Source organism: Bacillus mesophilus, from assembly GCF_011008845.1.
GTDB lineage: Bacteria > Bacillota > Bacilli > Bacillales > SA4 > Bacillus_BS > Bacillus_BS mesophilus.
The window spans coordinates 793082-815119 of record NZ_JAAIWM010000002.1 but is presented as its reverse complement, the minus strand read 5'-3'; the positions used below and the strand labels follow the sequence as shown (position 1 = coordinate 815119).

Sequence of the window (22038 nt, the reverse complement as noted above, 5' to 3'; positions counted from 1 at the left end):
GATCTTGAATACTATTAACTGGTTAGAAGAGGTAGTAAAGAGAAAAGAAGACCTAGTAAAGGATACACAAGCGTTTTTGCAAATAGACAGTGTGTTAGATGAAGACACCAAAGGAGAAAGTGCTCCTTTTGGAAAAGGAATTGACCAAGCACTTCAATTTTTGTTAACAAAAGGAACAACTGAAGGATTTACAGTTAAAAATGTGGATGGATATGCTGGTCATATTGAGTTTGGAAATGGTGAGGAGCTAGTTGGTGTTCTATGTCATATCGACGTCGTTCCACCAGGTGATGGTTGGACCAGTCCCCCTTTTTCAGCGGAAATACGCGATGGGAAAATTTTTGCCAGAGGTGCTTTAGACGATAAAGGTCCAACAATGGCAGCATTCTATGCACTAAAAATTATTAAGGAACTAGACTTAGAAGTGAATAAGCGTCTTCGAATTATCATTGGTACAGATGAGGAAAGTAATTGGGAGTGCGTCGAACATTATTTTAAACACGAGGAGATGCCTAGCCTAGGCTTTGCACCTGATGCTGATTTTCCTATTATATACGCCGAAAAGGGAATATTGGATTGTAAGATTAACCAGGAGGTTTCATCAAATTCTGGGGATTCAAGACATACGTTAGTAAGCCTCTCATCAGGTAGAAGGTTGAATATGGTACCAGATTTAGCTGTGGCTAAGGTAGTGGGAGAAACAGCTAGTGTCAAAGAAAAGTTTGAGAAATTTCTAAGTGAAAACAACCTTGATGGTAGTCTTGAAGTAAATGAGACTGAGATTGACTTGAAGCTAATCGGTGTATCTGCACATGGTATGGAACCGAAAAACGGTGTAAATGCAGGTACAAAGCTCATTCAATTTTTGACAACGTTAGAATTTGATCAACAAGGTAGCCTGTTTTTAAAAGTGGGAGATACTTATTTTGCAGATGATTCTAGAGGTCATTCATTGGAGATTTCAAGCTCAGATGAAGTATCTGGTGAGTTAACGATGAATGTCGGGACAATTTCATATGATCGTGAACTAGGTGGCAGCTTTGGCTTAAATATACGTTACCCCGTCACGCTAAATAGTGATCACACCGTTTCCATGATCACAGAAAAAATTAAGCCATATGGATTTAAGATAGCAAGTTTATCTGACTCAAAGCCCCATCATGTAGAAAAGGAACATGAGCTTGTGAAAACCTTGCAGCGGGTATACACAGAACAGACTGGAGAAGAAGCAACTCTTTTATCAATCGGTGGTGGAACCTATGCTAGGTCTCTCGAGGTTGGTGTGGCGTTTGGACCTTTATTCCCTGGAAGACCAGATATAGCTCATCAAAAGGATGAATATATAGAAGTCGATGATCTGGTAAGGGCTACAGCATTGTATGCTCAGGCTATTTATGAATTAATAAAAAAATAATTGACTCCGCCCCCGTTTGTTCGGGGGTATTTATAATGAAAGAGGGATTTAAGTGCCATTACAGCAACAAGATTCAACAAAGCGAAATTTTAGCTTGTATTATTTCCTTACCTTTTTAGGTTTAGGATCTTTATATCCTCTTTTAGCTGTTTATCTGGATGAGGTAGTCGGTTTAACGGGGAGTCAAATAGGGACCATATTATCAATCAGTCCAGTTGTTATGATCGTCATTCAGCCTTTTTGGGGAATCCTTAGTGATTGGACTCAAAAGCCAAGACTGTTGCTAACGATATCCATACTTCTTACAAGCCTAACTGGACTGATTTATGCGCAGGTTGATACATTTGCGATTCTGATGATCATGGCTATTATACTTGCTGCTGTCCAGAGTGGAATGACTCCGTTATCGGATAGTCTTGCGCTAAATTACGTTCAAAAGGTAAAGGGCAATTATGGTTCGATCCGACTATGGGGTGCACTGGGGTTTGCTCTAGCCGTTATTGTCGCTGGGTGGATTGCTGATTATATCGGGCTCTCTGTTATCTTTTATCTCTTTTCTGGAACGCTATTTCTATCTTTCTTGTTTTCTTGGAAATTACCTGAAGAAAATCAGGCAATGAAGGCCAACCTCTTTTCAGGAATGTCTACCTTAGTTAAAAGACCGAGGTACATATTGTTTTTATGTACAACCTTTTTAGTGTTTGGGCCAATCTTTGCAAATAATTCTTATTTTGGGCTATTTATTAAAGATATTGGTGGAACGTTAACAGGTGTCGGAATTGCCTTTTTATTTGCTGCTGGTAGTGAAGCTCCGTTTATGCAATTTGCTAACAGGTTTATTGAAAAGATTGGAATGCTTCAGGTATTAACGTTAGCAGCTGGTGTATCAATGGTTAGATGGTTTTTCTACTTTTTTGAACCATCTTTATATCTTGTCTATGCAACTACGATTGCTCAAGGATTTTCGGTGGGTCTAGCAATTCCGGCTGCTCTTCAATATGTGAGAGATGTATCTCCAAAAGAAGTTCAGGTAACGGCTGTCTCCATATATGCGGCAGTTGGAAGTGGTTTAGGGGCATGGTTTAGTACATATTTTGGTGGGTTAATTCTACAATATCATTCAATTCAACAGGTTTATCTATTTTTTGGTGTTTTAACTACCTTGGGGATCTCAACATTACTTATTGTCATGAGGTTAGATTTTGTTAAGAGAAGGACTGCTCTTCAGGTTAAAACAGAATAGAATAAAAAACTGCACTCCTATTGTTGATTTAAGGGAGTGCAGTTTTTGGTATTGAATCTATTAAGATTCAAAATCAAATAGATCACTTGATAAATAGCGTTCTCCAGTATCGCAGGCTATGCAGACAATGACATCATTAGGAGTCAGACGTTTAGCCACTTCAATTGCTGCAAAGCACGCTGCCCCTGATGAAGGCCCAACAAGGATTCCCTCTTCACGAGCAAGCCTTCTGGTAATATCGTAGGCTTGTTCATCCTCAATTTTAATAATTTCATTGTAGACTTTTTGGTTAAGAATACTTGGAATAAATCCTGGACTTGTCCCTACGAGCTTATGCTTACCTGGCTTACCACCCGATAAGACCGGAGACCCCGCAGGCTCTACTACATGAATTGATAGATGAGGATAGTGTTGTTTAAGTACCTCGCCCGTACCTGTAATGGTACCACCTGTCCCAGCTGTTGCGACAAATGCCGTAAGTTCCTTCCCAAGAATGTTCATGCCTTCAATAATCTCTTTAGCGGTTGTATGTCGATGTGCGTCTGGATTGGCGTGGTTGTCAAATTGCATCGGTAAAAAGCTGTTTTCAATGGAAGCGGCTAATTCTTTAGCTTTTGCGATGGCACCAGGCATTTTTTCTTCACCTGGCGTTAAAACAACTTCTGCACCGTAGGCTTTTAATAGATTAATTCTTTCCTTTGTCATCGTATCTGGCATTACAAGGATGGATCTATAGCCTCTTGCTGCTGCATTCATAGCGAGTCCAATCCCTGTGTTCCCACTGGTTGGTTCAATAATCGTAGAACCTTCTTTTAGTAAGCCTAGTTGTTCAGCTTGTATAATCATATTAAATGCGGCTCTGTCTTTTACACTTTTGCTTGGATTGAACATCTCAAGCTTTAAATATATACTAGCGCCATCCTTGGGAGCTAATTTTTGAAGTTTAAGAAGTGGTGTATTTCCAATCAATTCACTAATATTGTTTACGACCTTCATCATGTCCTCCTTTTTCCATCATTAATTCCTTAGAGTTTGGTAAAATATACAATAATGAGACTATACCCCAGAAAGGTGGAAGAAATACTTTGACATCAACTCATTACTTTTTAGCTGTTCCTATTCCACAGGCTACGAAACAATTATACTTGGAATGGAGGCAGCTTGTTAAGGAAAAGCTCCCATTTAAATCCTGGGTTCATCATGAGGACTATCATATTACATTAGTTTTTTTAGGTGATGCTCCTTTTTCTAAGATACAGGAAGTAAAGGCAGAAATGAAACGGATTGCTAATAAACACCAAGCGTTTCCACTACAGCTCAAGGGGCTTGGAACCTTCGGTGCGAAAGAAAGTCCACGTATTTTTTGGAGTGGCCTTGATGTTCCAAGTGAATTAGCAGAGCTGCAAAGAGACATATTTGATGCTTGTGTGGGCATTGGATTCAATATGGACAAAAGGCCTTATCATCCACACATGACATTAGCGAGACGGTGGCAATCTGAACATGATTTTCCGTACAAGGAGTTGTCAAAGCTATTTCAGCCTAAGGAGGAATTACTAACTTTTGAGGTTGAAAATATTGTGTTATATCAAACGCATTTAAACCGATCTCCTAAATATCAGCCGTTATCCATTTTTCCGTTAAATCAAAATGGATAATAGGTTAGGTTATAAATAAATGTTGTACAATCGTACAATGATTGTACGTAATTCATTTTAGAACGCTTAATTCTAGATATAAAAAATCTCCATTAACTTTATTACCACTTAGTAGGAATTTCATCATAAAGGGGAAACACTGTGGCACAATTAATTAAATTACAGGATTTTATTTCAAGATATGAGATGAATGTGTACCGATATCCGAGTCAATATATACGTTTAAAAAAGCAGCATTGGAGAAAACTGAAAACCCTTTGGGAAGAGGGATTGCTTACCACACCTGAACCTCGCCCTGAACAGGACAGTGTTCAGGAGAAAAAATCCTTCTTTAACCGATTAAAGAAAAAAAAGGTGGAGGAAGAAGAGTTTAATTTTGAAGAGGCTAAGCCTATGCAACATAGTGAAGATTTTACAGAGGATAGTGGTTTTTCTTTTGATTATCAATTTGGAGATCAACCATTAGATGAAGATGAGCTTAAGAAGAAGTTTCTTGATCAGCTTTTAGAAATCCAAATTAGATGGGCTAGCTCGACGATTAGGGAGAAATCATATGTAAATCGAGAGTTTTATCAGGATCAGTTGTTAAAATATTTTCTTCAGCGTTTTCCCGATAATTATCTCGTTTTATATCAGCCTGTACTGTTAATTCAAAAAGCCCCTGTTGAATTAGATGTGATTATGATTAGTCCAATTGAAACATGGTGCATAACATTAGTGGAGGGAAAAGAAGATTGTGTAATGTTAGGCTCCAAAGATAGATTTTGGATTGAGAAGCATACAAATGAAGAGAAGAAAGTTTTAAATCCATTAATCCGCCTAAATCGCATGGAGAAGATTGTCCAAGGAATTTTTCAGTTAAACGAATTAGAACTACCGATTAGAAAGGTTGCATTGAATCGTACTGGTTATATTGATTATCCTTATGGACCTGCAGATACGATGTTCATTGATAAAAGAAATTATGAAGAGTGGTTTGCTGCATTAAGAAGGCTTTCTTCGCCTATTAAGCATGATCAGCTAAAAGCAGCTAAATGCCTCTTACAATATTGCCAAACTACTTATGTTAAACGGCCTGAGTGGGAGGATTAAATAAGTAAACTAAGAGGTGGGGGAAATAAGATGGAGACTGAGGTGCATAGGGAGTTTGAGGCCTATCTAGACGAATGTACGATAATTACCATCCTGCTGCCTAGTAACCGTGAGTGGGATCAGCATCCTTGTTTTACATTGATTGATCCAAATGGAACTCGTCAGTCATTACCAATTCTTCATCAAGAAAAACATGAAACGTTTATTAAATACCAATGTCAGGTACAGAATCTTCTAGTTAATATGATAGGTTTTCATGTGGGAGTAGGGGATATTCTGACTGACTTACAAATAGGGTCTGTTGTTCGAACGGCTGAGTTTGATGATTATTATGCTTATTCTGGAGGTGATTTAGGCCCTAGCTATAGTTCAACGAAAACCACGTTTAAGCTATGGGCACCAACTGCTTCAGAAGTTTGCATAAAGCTCATACATCCGGTTCATAAAAACGAGATGATGGTACAGATGGATTGCCTATCTCGTGGAATTTGGATCACAGAAGTTGAAGGTGATTTCGATACTTTTCTATATAGCTATGAGGTATGTGTAAATCGAATCTGGAGAGAAGCTGTTGATCCATATGCCAAGAGTGTGTCTATCAATGGTACACATGGTGTGGTAGTAGATATTAATAAATTTAACAAGCCATCAGAGACATCAACACAGGTGTTAATTCAACCAACTGATGCCATTATTTATGAAACTCATGTGAGGGATTTTACCGTTCATCCTGAAAGTGGAGTTACCTTTAAGGGCAAGTATAAGGGATTCACACAACCAACGATGGGAACCGGTCTATCATATCTAGCAGAACTCGGTATTACTCATGTAGAGCTTCTGCCCCTTAATGATTTTGAAGGAGTAGACGAAGAATGTCCGCAGAAATCATACAACTGGGGATATAATCCGCTTCATTACTTTGCTCCAGAGGGAAGTTACTCCACCAATCCTAATGATCCTTACAATCGAATTCAGGAGTTACAGGATATGATTGAAGGTATACACCAAAAAGGACTAAGTGTGATTATAGATGTCGTCTATAATCATGTGTATATTAAAGAAGAATCTTCTTTTGAGAAGATCGTACCAGGATATTATTTTCGCTACGATCTAAACGGGTTTCCTTCCAATGGAACGGGAGTCGGTAATGACCTCGCATCAGAGCGAAAAATGGTTAGAAAGTTCATTGTTGATTGTGTACTGTACTGGATTGAAACCTTTAACGTGGATGGCTTTCGCTTTGATTTAATGGGTATCATGGATGTTAAAACGATGAATGATATCCGTCATGCAGTTCAACAAGTAAAAGATCATATTTTTTTATTAGGTGAAGGATGGGAGTTAAATACTCCACTACCCGTCCCGCAAAAGGCGACGATTAGAAATTCAATAAAGATGCCTGGAATTGCCCACTTTAACGATATGTTTAGAGATCGTATAAAAGGAAGTACGTTTAATTTATATGATCGAGGCTTTTGTTTAGGTAATTCACATCATGTGGAAGAAGTGAAGAGCTTAGTTGCTGGAAGTAGGTCTATGTTTCAAAGTCCCGGCCAGTCTATTAATTATGTAGAAGCTCATGATAATCATACATTTTGGGATAAGGCCATAAAGAGCAATAGTTTTGAAGAGGAAGCGATGATTAGGAAACGTCAAAAACTAGCTACATGCATGGTCATTCTTTCTCAAGGGGTTCCGTTTCTTCATAGTGGTCAAGAATTCTATCGCACGAAAAAGGGTATCGGAAATAGCTATAAGTCTCCAGATGATATAAATCAGTTAGATTGGAGTCTACTGAACAAGTGGAGAAAGGATATTGACTATCTGAAGGAAATCATTGCGATCCGTAAATACCATGGTGCCTTTAGGTTATCGAGTCATGATCTGATCAAAAAGCATATGAACTTTCTCGATACTGTTCCCGAACTGATTGCTTTTGAATTAAAAGAGGTGGCTCATTTAGGGGAATGGGGACATATTTTAGTCATTTTTAATAATGGTCCAGACGAACAACAAGTAATTCTAAAGAAGAAAAATAGCTGGACAGTATTAGCTGACCATCTGCAGGCTTCAACAAAGGGTTTATACACTCTCGTAACAAAGAAGGTGGTCATTAAACCAATCAGCCTTCTAATCCTTGGTAAAAAGTAAATGCGAAATTTCTTGACGTCTTTTAAATATTAACGATAAACTTTATAGCGTATTCTTTGATAAGACATGATACTATATTCCTATAAGAAAAAACGTAGAAGATAACATAGATGGCAAATGAAGGTGATGGTTTGGAAGACTTACTAGGTAAAGAGTGGGATATTCATCCAGCTGGTGGTGCAACAGGGGAGGCCTACTTCGCAAAGTTTGAGGATAAAAGATTATTTTTGAAAAGAAATTCGTCTCCTTTTTTAGCCGTCCTATCAGCAGAAGGAATTGTTCCGAAACTAGTATGGACTAAGCGATTAGAAAATGGTGATGTAATCACCGCTCAGCATTGGCTAGATGGTAGAGAGCTAAAGCCAATAGATATGAAGAACCCTAATGTGGCTAAGCTTTTAAATAAAATACACTCCTCCAAAGAGCTATTGGATATGTTAATGAGAATAGGAAAAGCCCCACTTATGCCACAAGAGCTGCTAAGTGAGTTAGTCAATACTCCTTATTTTGTTCAAGCCAGTCAAGACAATCACTTGATTAATCAAGCTATCCAGTCTTTACATTCCAGTATAGACCAGATTGATTACTCAGAGTATGTAGTCTGTCACTGTGATATGAATCATAATAATTGGTTGCTAACAGATCAAGATCAGTTGTTTTTAATTGATTGGGATGGTGCCATGGTAGCTGATCCTGCCATTGATATAGGTATGCTATTATACTCATATATTCCTGAACTGGAATGGGAAGAATGGATGAGTCATTATGGTTTAACTCTAGACGATTCTTTACGTAACCGTATGAAATGGTACGTGATTTATCAAACCATACTATCTATTCAGTGGTTTGACCAAAAACAATTAATACAGCAAAGACGATATGCAGAGCATTATTTAACAACCTTATTAGGATAACTGATGAATATCTTCAATCCACTGTGATAGATCATGCTGATGTTGATTGATATGTTCATCTAAATTTTGATGATATTTACCATGTTGACTATATTCATATACATCCACTAAGACATTTTTGGCTTCAGTTGTAATTTGGTCATTTGTTAATAGAGATTTAACAAGTCTTTCCAGTTGCTCACATTCAGCTACAGTTCCACAGCAATCCAATTGTTGGTTAGTTAATATATCCATAACTACACTCATTTGATGATGAAAATCTAATGACATTGTTTTCACATCCTTGATTAAATTTACTATCTTATCGTGTGTTTTTATCGACTTTTTATACTGACTAATTACAGCCAGACCTATTATCTGGCTGTTTATTGTTTTTGCTTTTGGAAGCGAACCTTTTGTTGCAACCGCAAGCAAATTCATGATATTGTTTAGTTTGAATATTTTTTGTAGAAGAGGAAGTGTAATCATGCGTCTGCGCAACAAACCGTGGGCCAAAGATAAGCTAGTTGAACATTCTGCTTATGTAATTCAAAACCCAACTGAACATAAAGGAAAATGGCACGATGTCTTTGGAAATAATCACCCGATCCACATCGAAGTAGGGACAGGTAAAGGGAAATTTGTAACAGGTATGGCTAAAGCCAATTCAGAAATAAATTATATTGGAATAGAGCTACAAATTAGTGTTATTGTAGGGGCTCTAGATCGTATTCTTGAAGATCCACTACCCAATGTTAAATTACTTAATGTAAATGCAGAGGATTTATTAGATATTTTTGATTCAGGAGAAGTCGATCGCGTATATTTGAATTTTTCCGATCCTTGGCCAAAAAATAGACATGAAAAAAGACGCCTAACTTATGAGAGCTATTTAAAGCTGTATGAAAGTATTCTAGTTAAGAATGGCGAAATACATTTTAAAACAGATAATCAAGGTTTGTTTGAATATTCATTAACAAGCTTTTCACAATATCAACTTCTTTTGAAATTTGTTAGTTTGGATCTTCATAACAGTACGTTTGAAGGAAATATTATGACTGAGTATGAAGAAAAATTCGCTAACAAAGGAAACCGAATATACAGAGCAGAAGCTCAATTCCGTAATTAAATCCTGCTTTAGGCAGGATTTTTTTTATAATATCAGAATTACTATCTATATGGTCTTTACGATGTTGTAGTTAACTAGCTCCAGCATCCAACGGGCGCCTTGCGCCTTTTGTTTTTCATAAAGAAGTTATTACTAGCATAATGAACTATAAAGGAGTGATTAAGTGGAAACTTTAAAAGTAGGAAAGTTGACCCTAACATGGCTGAATGGTGGAGTTACGCACTTAGATGGTGGTGCAATGTTTGGGGTGGTCCCTAAACCTCTTTGGTCCAAGAAATACCCTTTTAATGAGAAAAACCAAATCGAACTTCGTACAGATCCTATTTTGATTCAAAACGGAGATAAGAATATTTTAATTGAGGCGGGAATTGGTAACAACCGCATGTCTGAAAAACTAAAACGAAACTTTGGCGTGCTCGAGGAGTCATCGATTGAACAATCGTTACAACAGTTGGGGTTAACAACGAAGGACATTGACCTTGTCTTGATGACACATATGCATTTTGATCATGTGTGTGGACTAACAAAGTGGGTAGATGATAAGCTAGTACCTACTTTTGAGAACGCTACCATATTTGTCTCACAAACGGAGTGGGATGAGATGAGAGAACCAAATATACGCTCTCAAAATACATACTGGAAAGAGAATAGGGAAAGCATTCAGGAGAATGTGCAGACCTTTAAAACGGATCATGAAGTGATTGAAGGAATTAAAATGATACATACTGGTGGTCATAGTGATGGGCATGCCATTGTTACGATTGAAAGTGAAGGGGAGAAAGTCATACATATGGCTGATCTACTGCCTACACACGCACATCAAAATGCACTATGGGTAATGGCTTACGATGATTATCCTATGCAATCCATCACATCAAAGAAACATTATATGGACATAGGATTAAATGATCAGGTCTGGTTTACTTTTTATCATGATGCTATTTATCGAGCAATTAAGTGGAATAGTAATGGTGAAGTAATTGACCAAATAGATCGTAAAAAATAATGCCCTACAAGTGTAGGACATTAAATGGATAATTTATAAACATCAATGATTGTTCCATTTTCTGCATTTACTAAAAACTCTAGCTGTTCAGGTTCATGATCCGACATTCGCGAAATACCACCTTTATAAACACGGTAGGAAATGTTGTTTCTCTCGATGGTTTCTGGCTCCATATGAATCCATGAACCATCGATAGGACCTTGCTTTTTAAACTCTTGCTTTACAAGCTTTAATGCTTGATCTGATGAAATATATGAAGGCATAAACTTTTGAATCGCATATGTACCGAGTATACCAACCGCAACTCCAGCTAAAAAGTTACCAAGACGCATAACTTTTCAGTCCTCCTTTCGTATTAAAAAACAATGCTTTTATATACTATACACAGTATAAACCAGTTTATGCTTTAATCCAATAGACTGAATTTGAACTGGAAAGACTGAATGTATTTCTGTAAAATAAGGGGTAGAGATATTTAGTATTTCGAAATATTAAGGGGGATTTACAAAATGAGGGAAGATACATTACAGTTGTTTCGCACTTTAACAGAGCTTCCGGGGACGCCTGGTAATGAACATGAGGTTAGAAAATTCATGCGTTCAGAGCTAGAGAAATACTCGGACGAGATTATTCAGGATCGACTTGGTAGTATTTTTGGCGTAAAGAGAGGTAAAGAGAACGGACCAAAGGTTATGATTGCAGGCCATATGGATGAGGTTGGATTTATGGTCACTTCAATTACTGATAATGGAATGATTCGCTTTCAACCTCTAGGTGGCTGGTGGAGTCAGGTATTACTTGCACAGCGTGTACATATTGTCACTTCTAACGGACCGGTTGTGGGTGTAATTGGATCGATTCCTCCACATCTACTAGAAGAATCTTTGCGCTCCAAGCCAATGGATATTAAAAATATGCTTATTGATATTGGTGCAGATGACCGAGAGGATGCACTTAAAATTGGAATTAAGCCAGGTCAACAAATTGTCCCAATCTGTCCTTTTACACCTATGGCGAATCCAAAGAAGGTTTTAGCCAAAGCATGGGATAATCGTTATGGTTGTGGACTAGCAGTTGAATTACTGAAAGAGGTTAAAGATGAGACTTTACCTAACATCGTTTATTCAGGAGCAACTGTCCAGGAAGAAGTAGGATTACGAGGTGCTCAGACAGCAGCGACGATGATTAATCCAGATATCTTCTTTGCTCTTGATGCGAGTCCAGCTAATGATATGTCCGGTGATAAGCAGGCATTTGGACAGCTAGGAAAAGGTGCATTATTACGAATTTATGATCGTTCTATGGTAACGCACCGTGGAATGAGAGAGTTTATATTAGATACAGCCGAAGCTAATAAGATTCCTTATCAGTATTTTATTTCTCAAGGTGGCACAGATGCAGGTCGTGTACATACTGCCAATGAAGGAGTTCCTTCAGCTGTTATTGGAATTTGTTCACGTTATATTCATACCGCGGCATCTATTGTTCATGTTGATGATTATGCTGCTGCAAAAGAGCTATTAGTAAAGCTAGTTAAATCTACAGATCAAGCTACAGTAGATTCGATTCGCCAGAATAGCTAATGATGGGGAAAAGAGAAGCCATGGCTTCTCTTTTTCATTTGTTATAAAAAGTCAATGCATTCCACAATCAAATAGGAGGATTACCTAAAAATGATGACGATAACTGTTGGCTCAACCAATTTTGCTAAGGTTGAGGCTATTAAAAGTATATTTGAAAATAGTGAAGTGAAAAGCCTTCCTGTACCTTCTAATGTGTCAGATCAACCTTTCACAGATGAAGAAACGTTAGAGGGTGCTAGTAACCGTGCGCGTCATGCAATGGAATTAGGGGAAACGGAGCTTGGGATTGGATTGGAAGGCGGCGTTGTCGAGATGTCTTCTGGACTTTATCTATGTAACTGGGGAGCATTAGTTGATCGGTTTGGCTTCTTGACTGTTGCAGGAGGTGCCAGAATTCGTTTACCAGAAGAGGTAGCCTATGAATTACGAAATGGTAAAGAATTAGGACCTGTTATGGATGCTTTTGCGAAGAAAAGAGATGTTCGAAAGCTTGAAGGTGCAATCGGAGTTTTTACAGGTGACCTTGTGAACCGTAAGGAGATGTTTGCGCATATTGTTAAGCTTCTAGCAGGACAATACCAATTTTATAAAAATAACCATTCTAGCTAACAAAATTGCTCAAAGCTAGAAAACATGAACACGGTTTTAAGGGATATTTACATATCCCTTTATTTATATAGTACGTAATAGCCATGGTCCAAGAAATTGAATATATAAAAACAGAAATAGAAAGTATATAAAAATAGTCGGTACTGCTAGCCATATAGAATAATAACGAAGTTTGGAGCCTTGTTTCATTTCAAGATGGGTCTTTTTTATTTCTTGAAGTAGAAGTCTAGGATTAATCAATGTACGAAATCCTTCAAGCATGACTCCACTATAACCTTTTTCCTTCATCATTTGATTTCGTTCTCTTCTAACTTCCTTTGCTTCCTTTGTAAACATCCAAATTATGAGACCAATCAGCATCGTGTAAATTAAAAGGTCTAAACCATAGAAAAGGATATCACCAAAGAAATATATCTGATCTTCGGTTAACATTAACAGACCCCCTCCGGAACGGATTTGTTGGTAATAACATGACCAATTGAATAGAAACCATTCATTTTAAATAAAATTATTGCTCCATTTTTCTGCATAGCCTATTATTCGATATTTTTAATAGCCTATTTTATTTCTAACCATTCATTCATCTATAAAAAGAAACAGCCCCTCTTTCCTGTTGGACTGTTCTAAGATTTATCTATGTAGTTTTAATTGGAACCTTTTATTCAAATATATATTTTAAGACTTGTATTGCCTGATCGACGTTTTCAACAGTGACATTGGCCTTATTAGATAATTCTTTAAGCGGGTGATGAAGATCCTCAGGACGGACCAGTATGAGTGGTTTTTGTAAGGTAAGTGCTTTGCTAGCATCCATAGCTGTATTCCATTGCTTATATTTGGACCCAAACAGTGCAATGACAACGTCTGCCTTGCCCAACAGAAGTTCTGTTCTCAAGTTATTAATAGCAGAAGCAGCTTCATCTTTGTGAATGCTAGATAATTGTTTTCCAATTATCTCTTCGCCTATATGATCTGAGCGATCGTGGTCTAGCATAGGTCCTACGAACTTTAAGGGAAGGCCTTTAGACTTTTCCTTTATTTCTTCTCTCCAGTTACTATGAATTTCCCCAGCTAAATATACAACTAATTCCATATGATTCAATCCTCCTATTTTTTGTAGGTTAGGCTTGTATTGTTTTTCACTATAATATTATCATAATGAACTTTTACAATCTTATATTTATACTTGAAACATTGTTTTTAATAGAGTTATTATAGAAGAGTGTGTGTATGATATAAGGGGGATTCTAGTGAGAAATTATAAACTTATATATATAACATTTGCCATTCTATTTTTGGTAGGATGTGCAACTATTGAGGATCAACTTGCGGAAACAGAAATTGTAACGAATGAGGCTTTTGAAGCAGGACCAAAGGGAGTAAACATTGAAGAAGATGAGTTTACGTATTTTCTTCCTGATTCCATCGAACCAGAAAGCTCCGATGAATTTAATATTATCTTAACCGAAGGTAACCAAGCTTATATTCTTTTTGTAAATGCCTTCGAAGAAAAGACTAGTCGTATCCTATATGAATCATCCTTACTTGATGAACAGTATTTACTTAATAAAACTTATGAAAATGAAGATAGTTTTGGCTTTATCCTTGTTTACGAAATTGAAGAAGAACAATATGAGGTCGTCGTTGGTGTAGGTGGGACTAAACTAACAACCGTGACGGATAAAAGTAAAATTGCTGAAAGTGCTGAAAAAATGATGCTTATCGCTAACTCTGTAAGATTAAAACCCTAGTGGATACTAGGGTTTTCTGTTTTTTGGTGACCTTACATTTTAGTCTGGGAACGAATTGTTGTGTTTCTTTTACAAGTCGATAATTTTGTAATGAATAGCAGGTACAGATATAATATAGAAACTAGAGTGTTGTCTAAGAGGAGTGAAAGTTTGATGAAGAAACTAGAAAGTACAGAACAGTATAAAGAGATTATTAAGGAAAATACTGTATTATTATTTTCCGCTGACTGGTGTCCGGATTGTCGTGTAATAGAACCTGTTCTGCCAGAACTAGAAAACTCTTTTACTGATTTCTCTTTTTATTACGTGGATCGTGATCAATTTTTAGATCTTTGTATTGAATTAGATGTTTTTGGTATTCCTAGCTTTATCGCATATAAATCTGGAGAAGAAGTAGGTAGGTTTGTTAGTAAGGACCGTAAAACGAAAGAAGAAATAGAGGATTTTTTAACTAAATTGTAAGGCCTTGCATGGAGGGAGTAGACCAAAATGAAGATGACAAGTATAAAAATGAAGCAGCTGTTACAGGAAAGACTAACAAACCCTGATTGGTCGACTAGCTATCATCCTAAGCAGGATACATTAAAGGTGATTGATAAGGAATTTGATAAAGGTGTGACCGTTTCATTACCAGGAATTATTAGTAAATGGGAAGTAAATAAGGAAGCAGCGATTGACGAGGTTATTTATTATATAGAAGAGTCGTTGCTGGCTTTACGACGGAATGATGACTTAACAGGTAAGGAAAAGCAAATTTTTCCCGTTATTCGTTCCACGTCGTTTCCAACTGAAACGAAAGAGGGAAAAAAACTCCTTTTTACAGAACACACAGCGGAAACAAGAATTTATTATGCAGTCGATCTAGGAAAAACCTATAAATTAGTTGACGAGAAAATGATGGCTAAAGAAGGTTGGCAAACAGAGCAGATTAAACAAATTGCCACCTTTAATGTAAGATCACTACCTGTGAAAGTGAAAGAGGATGAAGTAGCCGGAAACATTTTCTACTTTTTGAATACCAATGATGGCTATGATGCAAGTAGAATTCTAAATGAATCATTATTAGATAAATATGAGCAACAGGTACAAGGGAAAATGGCTGTTGCAGTACCACACCAAGATGTTCTTATTATTGCTGATATTCGAAATGAAACCGGATATGATATTTTAGCGCAAATGAATATGAGCTTTTTCACAAATGGACTTGTCCCAATCACCGCTTTATCCTTTTTATACGCAGATGGTCAATTAGAACCTATTTTCATTTTAGGGAAGAATAAGCCAAGGAAAGGTTGAAGAACATGAACGTTTTTTACAATGAAGAAGGAATTAGCGATACGTTATTAATAGCATTAAAAGATGTAAACAGAGAATTAAAGTCTTTTGAAACAAAAGGTAACGTCACTCGTATTTTTAATAGCGAAACCAATGGAACGGTCGGCTATAATATATTCCAAGCGTCCACGTACATAAAGCTTACTGATGTTGGGAGTGTTGCTTTGACTAAGGAGTTAGTCCAATCCATTCAAGATGTGTTAAAGCAAAACGGATGGGACGAAACGTTAGAGGTAGATCTATCTCCTAAATTTGTAGTAGGCTTGGTAACAGAGAAAGTAAAGCATCCTGATGCTGATAAGTTAAATGTTTGTAAGGTGGATGTTGGAGAGCAGGTACTTCAAATTGTTTGTGGGGGACCAAATGTAGATGAGGGGCAAAAAGTGGTAGTTGCTAAAGTAGGAGCAGTTATGCCAAGTGGCCTAATCATAAAGGACGCAGAGTTAAGAGGGATTGCTTCATCAGGAATGATTTGCTCTGCACGTGAGCTTGATCTACCAAATGCTCCTGAAGAGAAAGGAATCCTTGTTCTAGAAGATCGTTTTGTGGTAGGACAAGAGTTTAAGTAAACAGAAAGCACTAGTTATCTTGCTAGTGTTTTTTGTTTTTTTGGTTGTTTATTAAAATGGGATTATTATTTGTTCCCCAAAGTACGAGATTTCTTGATAAAATAGAAGAGAAAACCTTTTATCCGACAAAAAGGTAGCTAAATCTACAGCGGAGTTTTAGTAAATGGTTAGTGTGAAAAATCCTCTAATAAATTTAGTAATGATTAGCGGCGTTGTTGTATTACTTGCACTAACAGAAAGTTCACTTTATTTTTGAAAGAGTGGTTGCATGTTTAAATATATTAAAGGCTTTTATAAATTCATGGCTGGTGACGAATCTTCTAAAAAGGAGGAGACACCGCAAGTTAACAAAGGTTCCTCTAAGTTTAACCTTCAACAAGAAGAAGGTAGTATGAGTGCTAGAGTTAGCTATCAATATCCAAAAGGGAATTTTCGTTTTCCGTTAATATCGGATGATGAGGTAAAAAAACATATTGATAGAAGACCTAGACGAAAGAAAAATGAGGGGGCCACCCCAATAACAAAACCTACACCTATTAAACAAAAACAGGTTGCTAGTAAGAGTAAAACTAAGGAGGCATTTAAGGCGACTGATGTTCCGTCTCCGGTTCACGGCTATCACAGCACGCTAAAAGAGGAGAAGCAACAGGCTATTATAGAATTTGAATTATCTTCCTCATACGTACCTCCAATAACGGAGAATCTCAATAATTCTTTATTATTGCAAGATGAAATGGATCGAGAAGACATATCTCAGCTAAATGTCGATCATGTATTAGTAGATGAATTGATTGAATGGCATGATCAGGAAGAGATAGCTTTGTCCCAAGGAAATACAGAAGAACAAACTTATAACGAAGAGGTTATACATACAGAGGATATCAATCAGTATGACTCAACAAACATCAGTGATGCAATGCTAGAGTCTGATGAAAATGAACCGCAAGAAGAATTGGAAGAAGAGTTGAAACAAACCTCTCCAGAAGAATCTTCCAATTCACCCAAAAGGTATGTTCCCTTTAACGTGGTTATGTTAAAACAGGATCGAGAGAAGTTGCGTGATAAAGTTGATTCCCAAGATATCAAGCAAGAAGAGATTCTAGGTATCAATCAAAATATAAACCAAAATGATAAGCAACATCAGATCATAGCTAACGAGAAATCAGAACAGAGGAAAATGAATTATCAATTTCCACCACTTCATTTCTTGACGATGCCAAAGCATGATGTGAATGTTGATGATCAATGGTTAATTGAACAACAGGAACTACTAGACCTTACTCTTCATCATTTCAATGTAAGGGCAAAGGTGGTCAATGTTACTCAAGGTCCTTCCGTTACTAGATTTGAGGTCCACCCTGAGCCTGGAGTAAAAGTGAATAAGATCACAAATTTATCAGATGATATAAAATTATCGCTATCGGCAAAGGATATTCGTATGGAGGCGCCCATTCCAGGAAAGAACACGATTGGAATTGAGGTACCGAATAAAAAAAGCAAACCAGTATTATTAAGTGAAATCATTAGTAGTCAAGCATTTAGAGGTAATCCATCACCTTTAACAGTTGCTCTTGGTCTAGATATTTCTGGTAAGCCAATAGTAACGGACTTGAAAAAGATGCCTCATGGCTTAATTGCAGGAGCAACGGGTTCTGGTAAGAGTGTTTGTATTAATGCGATGTTAATCAGCCTGCTTTATAAGGCTACTCCAAGTGAGGTAAAGCTTTTACTGATCGATCCTAAAATGGTTGAATTAGCTCCATATAATGAGATTCCTCACTTAGTTAGTCCTGTTATTACGGATGTAAAGGCTGCAACAGCCGCTCTAAAATGGGCGGTTGAGGAAATGGAAAGACGTTATGAGAGATTTGCTCATACAGGAGTTAGGGATATTTCTAGATACAATGAACTTGTTCGGGAACATAATGAACCTTCAGGAGAAATGCCATTTCTAGTTATTGTGATTGATGAGCTGGCTGATTTGATGATGGTCGCACCAGGAGACGTGGAAGAATCCATTTGTAGAATAGCTCAAAAAGCTCGTGCATGTGGAATTCATCTGTTATTAGCCACTCAACGCCCTTCTGTGGATGTTATAACTGGGCTTATTAAGGCTAATATTCCAACTAGAATTGCCTTTTCAGTTTCTTCTCAAGTAGACTCGCGTACAATTATTGATTCAATTGGTGCTGACAAGTTATTAGGTAAAGGGGATATGCTATTTTTAGAGAATGGCTCTTCTAAGCCATATCGTCTACAAGGCAACTTCGTTTCAGATCAAGAAATCGAAAAAGCTGTTTCATTTGCAAAAGCACAGCAAAAACCAGAATATTTATTTGAACAACAAGAGTTACTTTCAAAAGCAAATACATTTATCCAAGAAGAAGATGAGCTATTTCTTGAAGCCTGTGAATTCGTCATTGATCAAGGTGGAGCATCCTCATCAAGTTTGCAGCGTCGATTCAGAATTGGTTACAACCGGGCAGCGCGTCTAATCGAAATGATGGAAGAACAAGGCTTTATCTCCGAACAAAAAGGAAGCAAGCCAAGAGACGTACTCATCACAGAAGACCAATTGGTTGAAAAGCAACAAAATAATTAGGACTAATTCTTAAAGGTTATTTTTAAGAATGTTTTTTAGCTGATAGTGGAGCGCAATGGAACGAACCTATCAACAAAGTGTATAAAAACAGCTATAGAATTGAGAAAAAAACGTGAGTTGGTCAAAATATAGACAAAAACTTTAAGAATTTGAAATATTTAACTATAGAATCGTTAAAACTAAGGTCTAAAGGTAGATAGGGGTCTAGGCATGAAAGAAATTGAGTTAAAGCTACAAGGTAAAATTAAAAGATTAACAAATCAAACCTTTAAATTTGATGAACGAGTAAGGGACGGCTGGTTTTCAGCTGTTTACTTTCTAAAGACAAGAGAGATTGTCAAAAAACATAAACCAAACAATATAGTAACCATGCAGTTCTTTCAAAAAGAAAATGCTGTATTATGCGGGACTGATGAGGTCATTGCGTTAATAAAAACTTTTGCAGATCATCCAGAAGAATTAGAAATCCATTCTTTAAAAGATGGCGATAAAATTAGTCCATTTGAAACGGTACTAACCATCAAGGGTCCTTATCAGTATTTTGGTTACCTAGAAGGTATTATTGATGGCATTTTGGCAAGACGTACATCCGTATCGACTAATGTGTATAATGTGATGAAATCAGCGGGTATAAGTGGAGTTCAGAAACCAGTCATATTCATGGGTGACCGTGATGATCATTTCACTCAACAGGCCGGAGATGGCTATGCTGCATTTATTGGTGGCTCGAAAGCTCAGGCCACTCACGCTATGAATGAATGGTGGGGCAAAAAAGGAATGGGGACCATGCCTCATGCCCTGATTCAATTATTTAATGGTGATGTTGTTGAAGCGGCGAAGGCCTATCATGATGTGTTCCCAGAAGACGAACTGATTGTCCTCGTGGACTATAACAATGATGTAATAACAGATGCGTTAAAAGCCGCTAACGAGTTTGGAGAAAAGCTCAAGGCTGTTCGAATTGATACTTCAAGAACGATGATTGATCAATATTTCATTCGTCATCCTGAAGTGTTAGGTACATTTGATCCAAGAGGAGTTAATCCTCCGTTAATTTTTGCATTACGAGAAGCTTTAGATCTCGCAGGCTATCAGCATGTCAAAATTGTTGTTAGCGGTGGATTTAATGAAAAACGAATTCAGGAATTTGAAGAACAAAGTGTTCCAGTAGATATGTATGGTGTAGGAGGAAGTTTACTAAAGATTAGTGTAGGCTTCACTGGTGATAATGTAGAGTTAAATGGAAAAGCTGAGGCAAAGGCGGGACGAAGACTTCGACCAAATCCACGCCTTGAATTAGTCGAGTAAGAGTAGAAAAGTGATTGAGCGAGTAAGGAGCTGATAGATGGACTATCAGTTTCTCTTTTCTTTCTAGTACGTTTTTCTAGTTCTAATCTAAGTATGCTTATTATACTGTCTTGCAAAGGACAAACTCGGAAGAAAATATATAACTTACTACTTTTGGCATTGATGTATAATCATAAAATCAATGTTATAATATGAAAGTGATTTTATACATAGGATGACAGAAGTACTGGACAATCTCAAAACTAGATGAATAACATATACTGTCTTACAGATAGACCGTTGCATTGATTCAATATTGGAGGTTCTTTATATGACAGTTTACCACTTTGTAGGAATTAAAGGATCAGGTATGAGCCCTTTAGCACAGGTCCTTCACGATATGAACTTTGAAGTACAGGGTTCAGATGTGGAGAAATACTTTTTTACTCAAGCAGCTTTGGAAGAACGTGGAATTCCCATCCTTCCATTTAATCGAGAGAATATAAAACCCCCAATGACGGTAATTGCAGGAAATGCATATCCTGATAGTCATGAGGAAATAGATGAGGCTTTAAAAGAAGGTATACCTGTTGTTCGTTATCCTAAGTTTCTAGGGGAATTTATGCAGAAATTTTCAAGTGTAGCCATTACAGGTGCTCACGGGAAAACGTCAACGACTGGTTTATTAGCTCATGTTATTTCAGGGGCCTTCCCTACTTCTTATTTAATAGGAGATGGCACGGGTAAAGGTACAGCGGATAGTAAATATTTCGTTGTAGAAGCATGCGAATATCGTCGTCACTTTTTGTCCTATCATCCTGATTATGCCATTATGACAAATATTGACTTTGACCACCCTGATTATTTTAAAGACATTGAAGATGTATTTGATGCCTTTCAAGAAATGGCTCTCCAAGTTAAAAAAGGAATCATCGCTTGCGGAGATGATGAATATCTTCAGAAAATACAGGCAAATGTCCCAGTGATCTTTTATGGATTTCATGAGGATAATGATTTCCAAGCAAGAAATGTTGTGAAATCCACAACAGGTACTTCTTTCGATGTATTTGTTCGCAATAACTATTATGCATCGTTTGAAATTCCGGCGTTTGGTGATCATAATGTATTGAATTCTTTAGCAGTAATTGCGATTTGTCACTATGAAGGAATGCCTGCTGAAACAATCTCTGCTCAATTAAAAACACATAAGGGCGTTAAACGTCGCTTTACCGAAAAGGAAATGGGTGACCAAATCTTAATTGATGATTATGCTCACCATCCAACTGAAATTAAGGTAACGTTAGAAGCGGCTAACCAGAAGTATCCTGATCGTGAGATTGTGGCGATTTTCCAGCCACATACGTTCACTAGAACGCAAACCTTCTTACAAGAGTTTGCCGATAGCTTAAACCTTGCTGATAAGGTGTATTTATGTGATATATTTGGCTCTGCCAGAGAACAGCAAGGTGAATTAACAATTGATGACCTAAAAAATAAAATTGAAAACTCAAGTGTAATTTCTGAAGAAAGTATCGATATTCTTAGAGCTCATCGTGATAGCGTGTTAATCTTCATGGGAGCGGGAGATATTCAAAAGTTCCAAAGTGCTTACGAAAAGTCATATGTGTAATGAAAAAGGCGTTACAATCTATTCATGATTGTAACGCCTTTTTGTATAGAGGATTCAAGTATAGAAAAGCAATTAATATATAGGAA

At 37.1% G+C, this 22038-nt stretch carries 22 protein-coding genes; 17 read left to right on the top strand and 5 right to left on the bottom strand.

Going from position 1 to position 22038, the window contains the following annotated elements:
• Window positions 1-4: 4 nt before the first annotated feature.
• Complete coding sequence (gene pepV / locus G4D63_RS09535; protein WP_163179383.1) at window positions 5-1414, top strand: dipeptidase PepV; 1410 nt, start codon at window positions 5-7, stop codon at window positions 1412-1414.
• A 52-nt stretch (window positions 1415-1466) separates the two neighbouring features.
• A complete protein-coding gene (locus G4D63_RS09530; RefSeq protein ID WP_163179382.1) occupies window positions 1467-2657 on the top strand; it encodes an MFS transporter in 1191 nt (396 codons plus the stop codon).
• 60 nt (window positions 2658-2717) lie between these two features.
• Here the strand turns inward: G4D63_RS09530 and cysK are convergent, their stop codons facing one another.
• On the bottom strand, window positions 2718-3653 hold the full coding sequence (gene cysK / locus G4D63_RS09525) for a cysteine synthase A (RefSeq protein WP_163179505.1): 936 nt from the start codon (window positions 3651-3653) through the stop codon (window positions 2718-2720).
• An 89-nt stretch (window positions 3654-3742) separates the two neighbouring features.
• Here cysK and thpR point away from each other — a divergent pair, with 89 nt between their 5' ends.
• The 4 genes from thpR (at window position 3743) to G4D63_RS09505 (ending at window position 8472) form a co-directional block, all read left to right on the top strand.
• A complete protein-coding gene (gene thpR, locus G4D63_RS09520) occupies window positions 3743-4315 on the top strand; it encodes an RNA 2',3'-cyclic phosphodiesterase (protein ID WP_163179381.1) in 573 nt (190 codons plus the stop codon).
• Between the two features lie 141 nt (window positions 4316-4456).
• Window positions 4457-5407, top strand: a complete 951-nt coding sequence (locus G4D63_RS09515; RefSeq protein WP_163179380.1) for a nuclease-related domain-containing protein — start codon at window positions 4457-4459, stop codon at window positions 5405-5407.
• Between the two features lie 30 nt (window positions 5408-5437).
• Window positions 5438-7558 carry a type I pullulanase gene (gene pulA / locus G4D63_RS09510; RefSeq protein WP_163179379.1) on the top strand — a complete coding sequence of 707 codons (2121 nt, stop codon included), beginning with the start codon at window positions 5438-5440 and terminating at the stop codon, window positions 7556-7558.
• 131 nt (window positions 7559-7689) lie between these two features.
• Complete coding sequence (locus tag G4D63_RS09505) at window positions 7690-8472, top strand: phosphotransferase family protein (RefSeq protein ID WP_163179504.1); 783 nt, start codon at window positions 7690-7692, stop codon at window positions 8470-8472.
• Here the strand turns inward: G4D63_RS09505 and G4D63_RS09500 are convergent.
• Window positions 8464-8742 (bottom strand): YtzH-like family protein, encoded by a 279-nt coding sequence (locus G4D63_RS09500; RefSeq protein ID WP_163179378.1) that lies wholly within the window; start codon window positions 8740-8742, stop codon window positions 8464-8466. The two genes, G4D63_RS09505 and G4D63_RS09500, sit on opposite strands and share 9 nt — an antisense overlap.
• 196 nt (window positions 8743-8938) lie before the next feature.
• On the opposite strand from G4D63_RS09500, the gene trmB reads away from it, so the two are divergent.
• A complete protein-coding gene (gene trmB, locus G4D63_RS09495; protein ID WP_163179377.1) occupies window positions 8939-9580 on the top strand; it encodes a tRNA (guanosine(46)-N7)-methyltransferase TrmB in 642 nt (213 codons plus the stop codon).
• Between the two features lie 163 nt (window positions 9581-9743).
• A complete protein-coding gene (locus tag G4D63_RS09490) occupies window positions 9744-10586 on the top strand; it encodes a YtnP family quorum-quenching lactonase (protein ID WP_163179376.1) in 843 nt (280 codons plus the stop codon).
• Window positions 10587-10606: 20 nt separating this feature from the next.
• Here G4D63_RS09490 and G4D63_RS09485 read toward each other — a convergent pair whose 3' ends face one another.
• Window positions 10607-10918, bottom strand: a complete 312-nt coding sequence (locus tag G4D63_RS09485) for a PepSY domain-containing protein (RefSeq protein ID WP_163179375.1) — start codon at window positions 10916-10918, stop codon at window positions 10607-10609.
• Window positions 10919-11095: 177 nt separating this feature from the next.
• Between G4D63_RS09485 and G4D63_RS09480 the strand changes: the two genes are divergently transcribed.
• Window positions 11096-12169 (top strand): M42 family metallopeptidase, encoded by a 1074-nt coding sequence (locus G4D63_RS09480; RefSeq protein WP_163179374.1) that lies wholly within the window; start codon window positions 11096-11098, stop codon window positions 12167-12169.
• Between the two features lie 93 nt (window positions 12170-12262).
• Complete coding sequence (locus G4D63_RS09475; protein ID WP_163179503.1) at window positions 12263-12778, top strand: DUF84 family protein; 516 nt, start codon at window positions 12263-12265, stop codon at window positions 12776-12778.
• A 63-nt stretch (window positions 12779-12841) separates the two neighbouring features.
• Here G4D63_RS09475 and G4D63_RS09470 read toward each other — a convergent pair whose 3' ends face one another.
• Window positions 12842-13210 carry a hypothetical protein gene (locus G4D63_RS09470; protein ID WP_163179373.1) on the bottom strand — a complete coding sequence of 123 codons (369 nt, stop codon included), beginning with the start codon at window positions 13208-13210 and terminating at the stop codon, window positions 12842-12844.
• Between the two features lie 226 nt (window positions 13211-13436).
• A complete protein-coding gene (locus G4D63_RS09465; RefSeq protein WP_163179372.1) occupies window positions 13437-13871 on the bottom strand; it encodes a YtoQ family protein in 435 nt (144 codons plus the stop codon).
• Between the two features lie 157 nt (window positions 13872-14028).
• On the opposite strand from G4D63_RS09465, the gene G4D63_RS09460 reads away from it, so the two are divergent.
• The 7 genes from G4D63_RS09460 to murC all read left to right on the top strand — a co-directional run bounded on the left by G4D63_RS09460 (window position 14029) and on the right by murC (window position 21952).
• A complete protein-coding gene (locus G4D63_RS09460; protein ID WP_163179371.1) occupies window positions 14029-14529 on the top strand; it encodes a hypothetical protein in 501 nt (166 codons plus the stop codon).
• A gap of 90 nt (window positions 14530-14619) precedes the next feature.
• The gene (locus G4D63_RS09455) at window positions 14620-14991 is read left to right on the top strand and encodes a thioredoxin family protein (RefSeq protein ID WP_163179502.1); all 372 of its coding nucleotides are present in this window, start codon (window positions 14620-14622) and stop codon (window positions 14989-14991) included.
• Window positions 14992-15018: 27 nt separating this feature from the next.
• Complete coding sequence (locus tag G4D63_RS09450; protein WP_204559034.1) at window positions 15019-15825, top strand: DUF1444 domain-containing protein; 807 nt, start codon at window positions 15019-15021, stop codon at window positions 15823-15825.
• Between the two features lie 5 nt (window positions 15826-15830).
• Complete coding sequence (ytpR, locus tag G4D63_RS09445) at window positions 15831-16433, top strand: YtpR family tRNA-binding protein (RefSeq protein WP_163179370.1); 603 nt, start codon at window positions 15831-15833, stop codon at window positions 16431-16433.
• A gap of 268 nt (window positions 16434-16701) precedes the next feature.
• A complete protein-coding gene (locus G4D63_RS09440) occupies window positions 16702-19035 on the top strand; it encodes a DNA translocase FtsK (RefSeq protein ID WP_204559035.1) in 2334 nt (777 codons plus the stop codon).
• Window positions 19036-19245: 210 nt separating this feature from the next.
• Window positions 19246-20343 (top strand): nicotinate phosphoribosyltransferase, encoded by a 1098-nt coding sequence (locus G4D63_RS09435; protein WP_163179369.1) that lies wholly within the window; start codon window positions 19246-19248, stop codon window positions 20341-20343.
• A 310-nt stretch (window positions 20344-20653) separates the two neighbouring features.
• A complete protein-coding gene (gene murC, locus G4D63_RS09430) occupies window positions 20654-21952 on the top strand; it encodes a UDP-N-acetylmuramate--L-alanine ligase (RefSeq protein ID WP_163179368.1) in 1299 nt (432 codons plus the stop codon).
• The last annotated feature ends 86 nt before the right edge of the window (window positions 21953-22038 follow it).

What these genes read in the sequence shown, in the direction of transcription:
- cysK (WP_163179505.1), bottom strand. Translation starts at nt 3,653, where the DNA reads ATGAAGGTCGTAAACAATATTAGTGAATTGATTGGAAATACACCACTT.
- pulA (WP_163179379.1), top strand. Translation starts at nt 5,438, where the DNA reads ATGGAGACTGAGGTGCATAGGGAGTTTGAGGCCTATCTAGACGAATGT.
- G4D63_RS09500 (WP_163179378.1), bottom strand. Translation starts at nt 8,742, where the DNA reads ATGTCATTAGATTTTCATCATCAAATGAGTGTAGTTATGGATATATTA.
- trmB (WP_163179377.1), top strand. Translation starts at nt 8,939, where the DNA reads ATGCGTCTGCGCAACAAACCGTGGGCCAAAGATAAGCTAGTTGAACAT.
- G4D63_RS09485 (WP_163179375.1), bottom strand. Translation starts at nt 10,918, where the DNA reads ATGCGTCTTGGTAACTTTTTAGCTGGAGTTGCGGTTGGTATACTCGGT.
- G4D63_RS09480 (WP_163179374.1), top strand. Translation starts at nt 11,096, where the DNA reads ATGAGGGAAGATACATTACAGTTGTTTCGCACTTTAACAGAGCTTCCG.
- G4D63_RS09475 (WP_163179503.1), top strand. Translation starts at nt 12,263, where the DNA reads ATGACGATAACTGTTGGCTCAACCAATTTTGCTAAGGTTGAGGCTATT.
- G4D63_RS09470 (WP_163179373.1), bottom strand. Translation starts at nt 13,210, where the DNA reads ATGTTAACCGAAGATCAGATATATTTCTTTGGTGATATCCTTTTCTAT.
- G4D63_RS09465 (WP_163179372.1), bottom strand. Translation starts at nt 13,871, where the DNA reads ATGGAATTAGTTGTATATTTAGCTGGGGAAATTCATAGTAACTGGAGA.
- G4D63_RS09455 (WP_163179502.1), top strand. Translation starts at nt 14,620, where the DNA reads ATGAATAGCAGGTACAGATATAATATAGAAACTAGAGTGTTGTCTAAG.
- G4D63_RS09450 (WP_204559034.1), top strand. Translation starts at nt 15,019, where the DNA reads ATGAAGATGACAAGTATAAAAATGAAGCAGCTGTTACAGGAAAGACTA.
- ytpR (WP_163179370.1), top strand. Translation starts at nt 15,831, where the DNA reads ATGAACGTTTTTTACAATGAAGAAGGAATTAGCGATACGTTATTAATA.
- G4D63_RS09440 (WP_204559035.1), top strand. Translation starts at nt 16,702, where the DNA reads ATGTTTAAATATATTAAAGGCTTTTATAAATTCATGGCTGGTGACGAA.
- G4D63_RS09435 (WP_163179369.1), top strand. Translation starts at nt 19,246, where the DNA reads ATGAAAGAAATTGAGTTAAAGCTACAAGGTAAAATTAAAAGATTAACA.
- murC (WP_163179368.1), top strand. Translation starts at nt 20,654, where the DNA reads ATGACAGTTTACCACTTTGTAGGAATTAAAGGATCAGGTATGAGCCCT.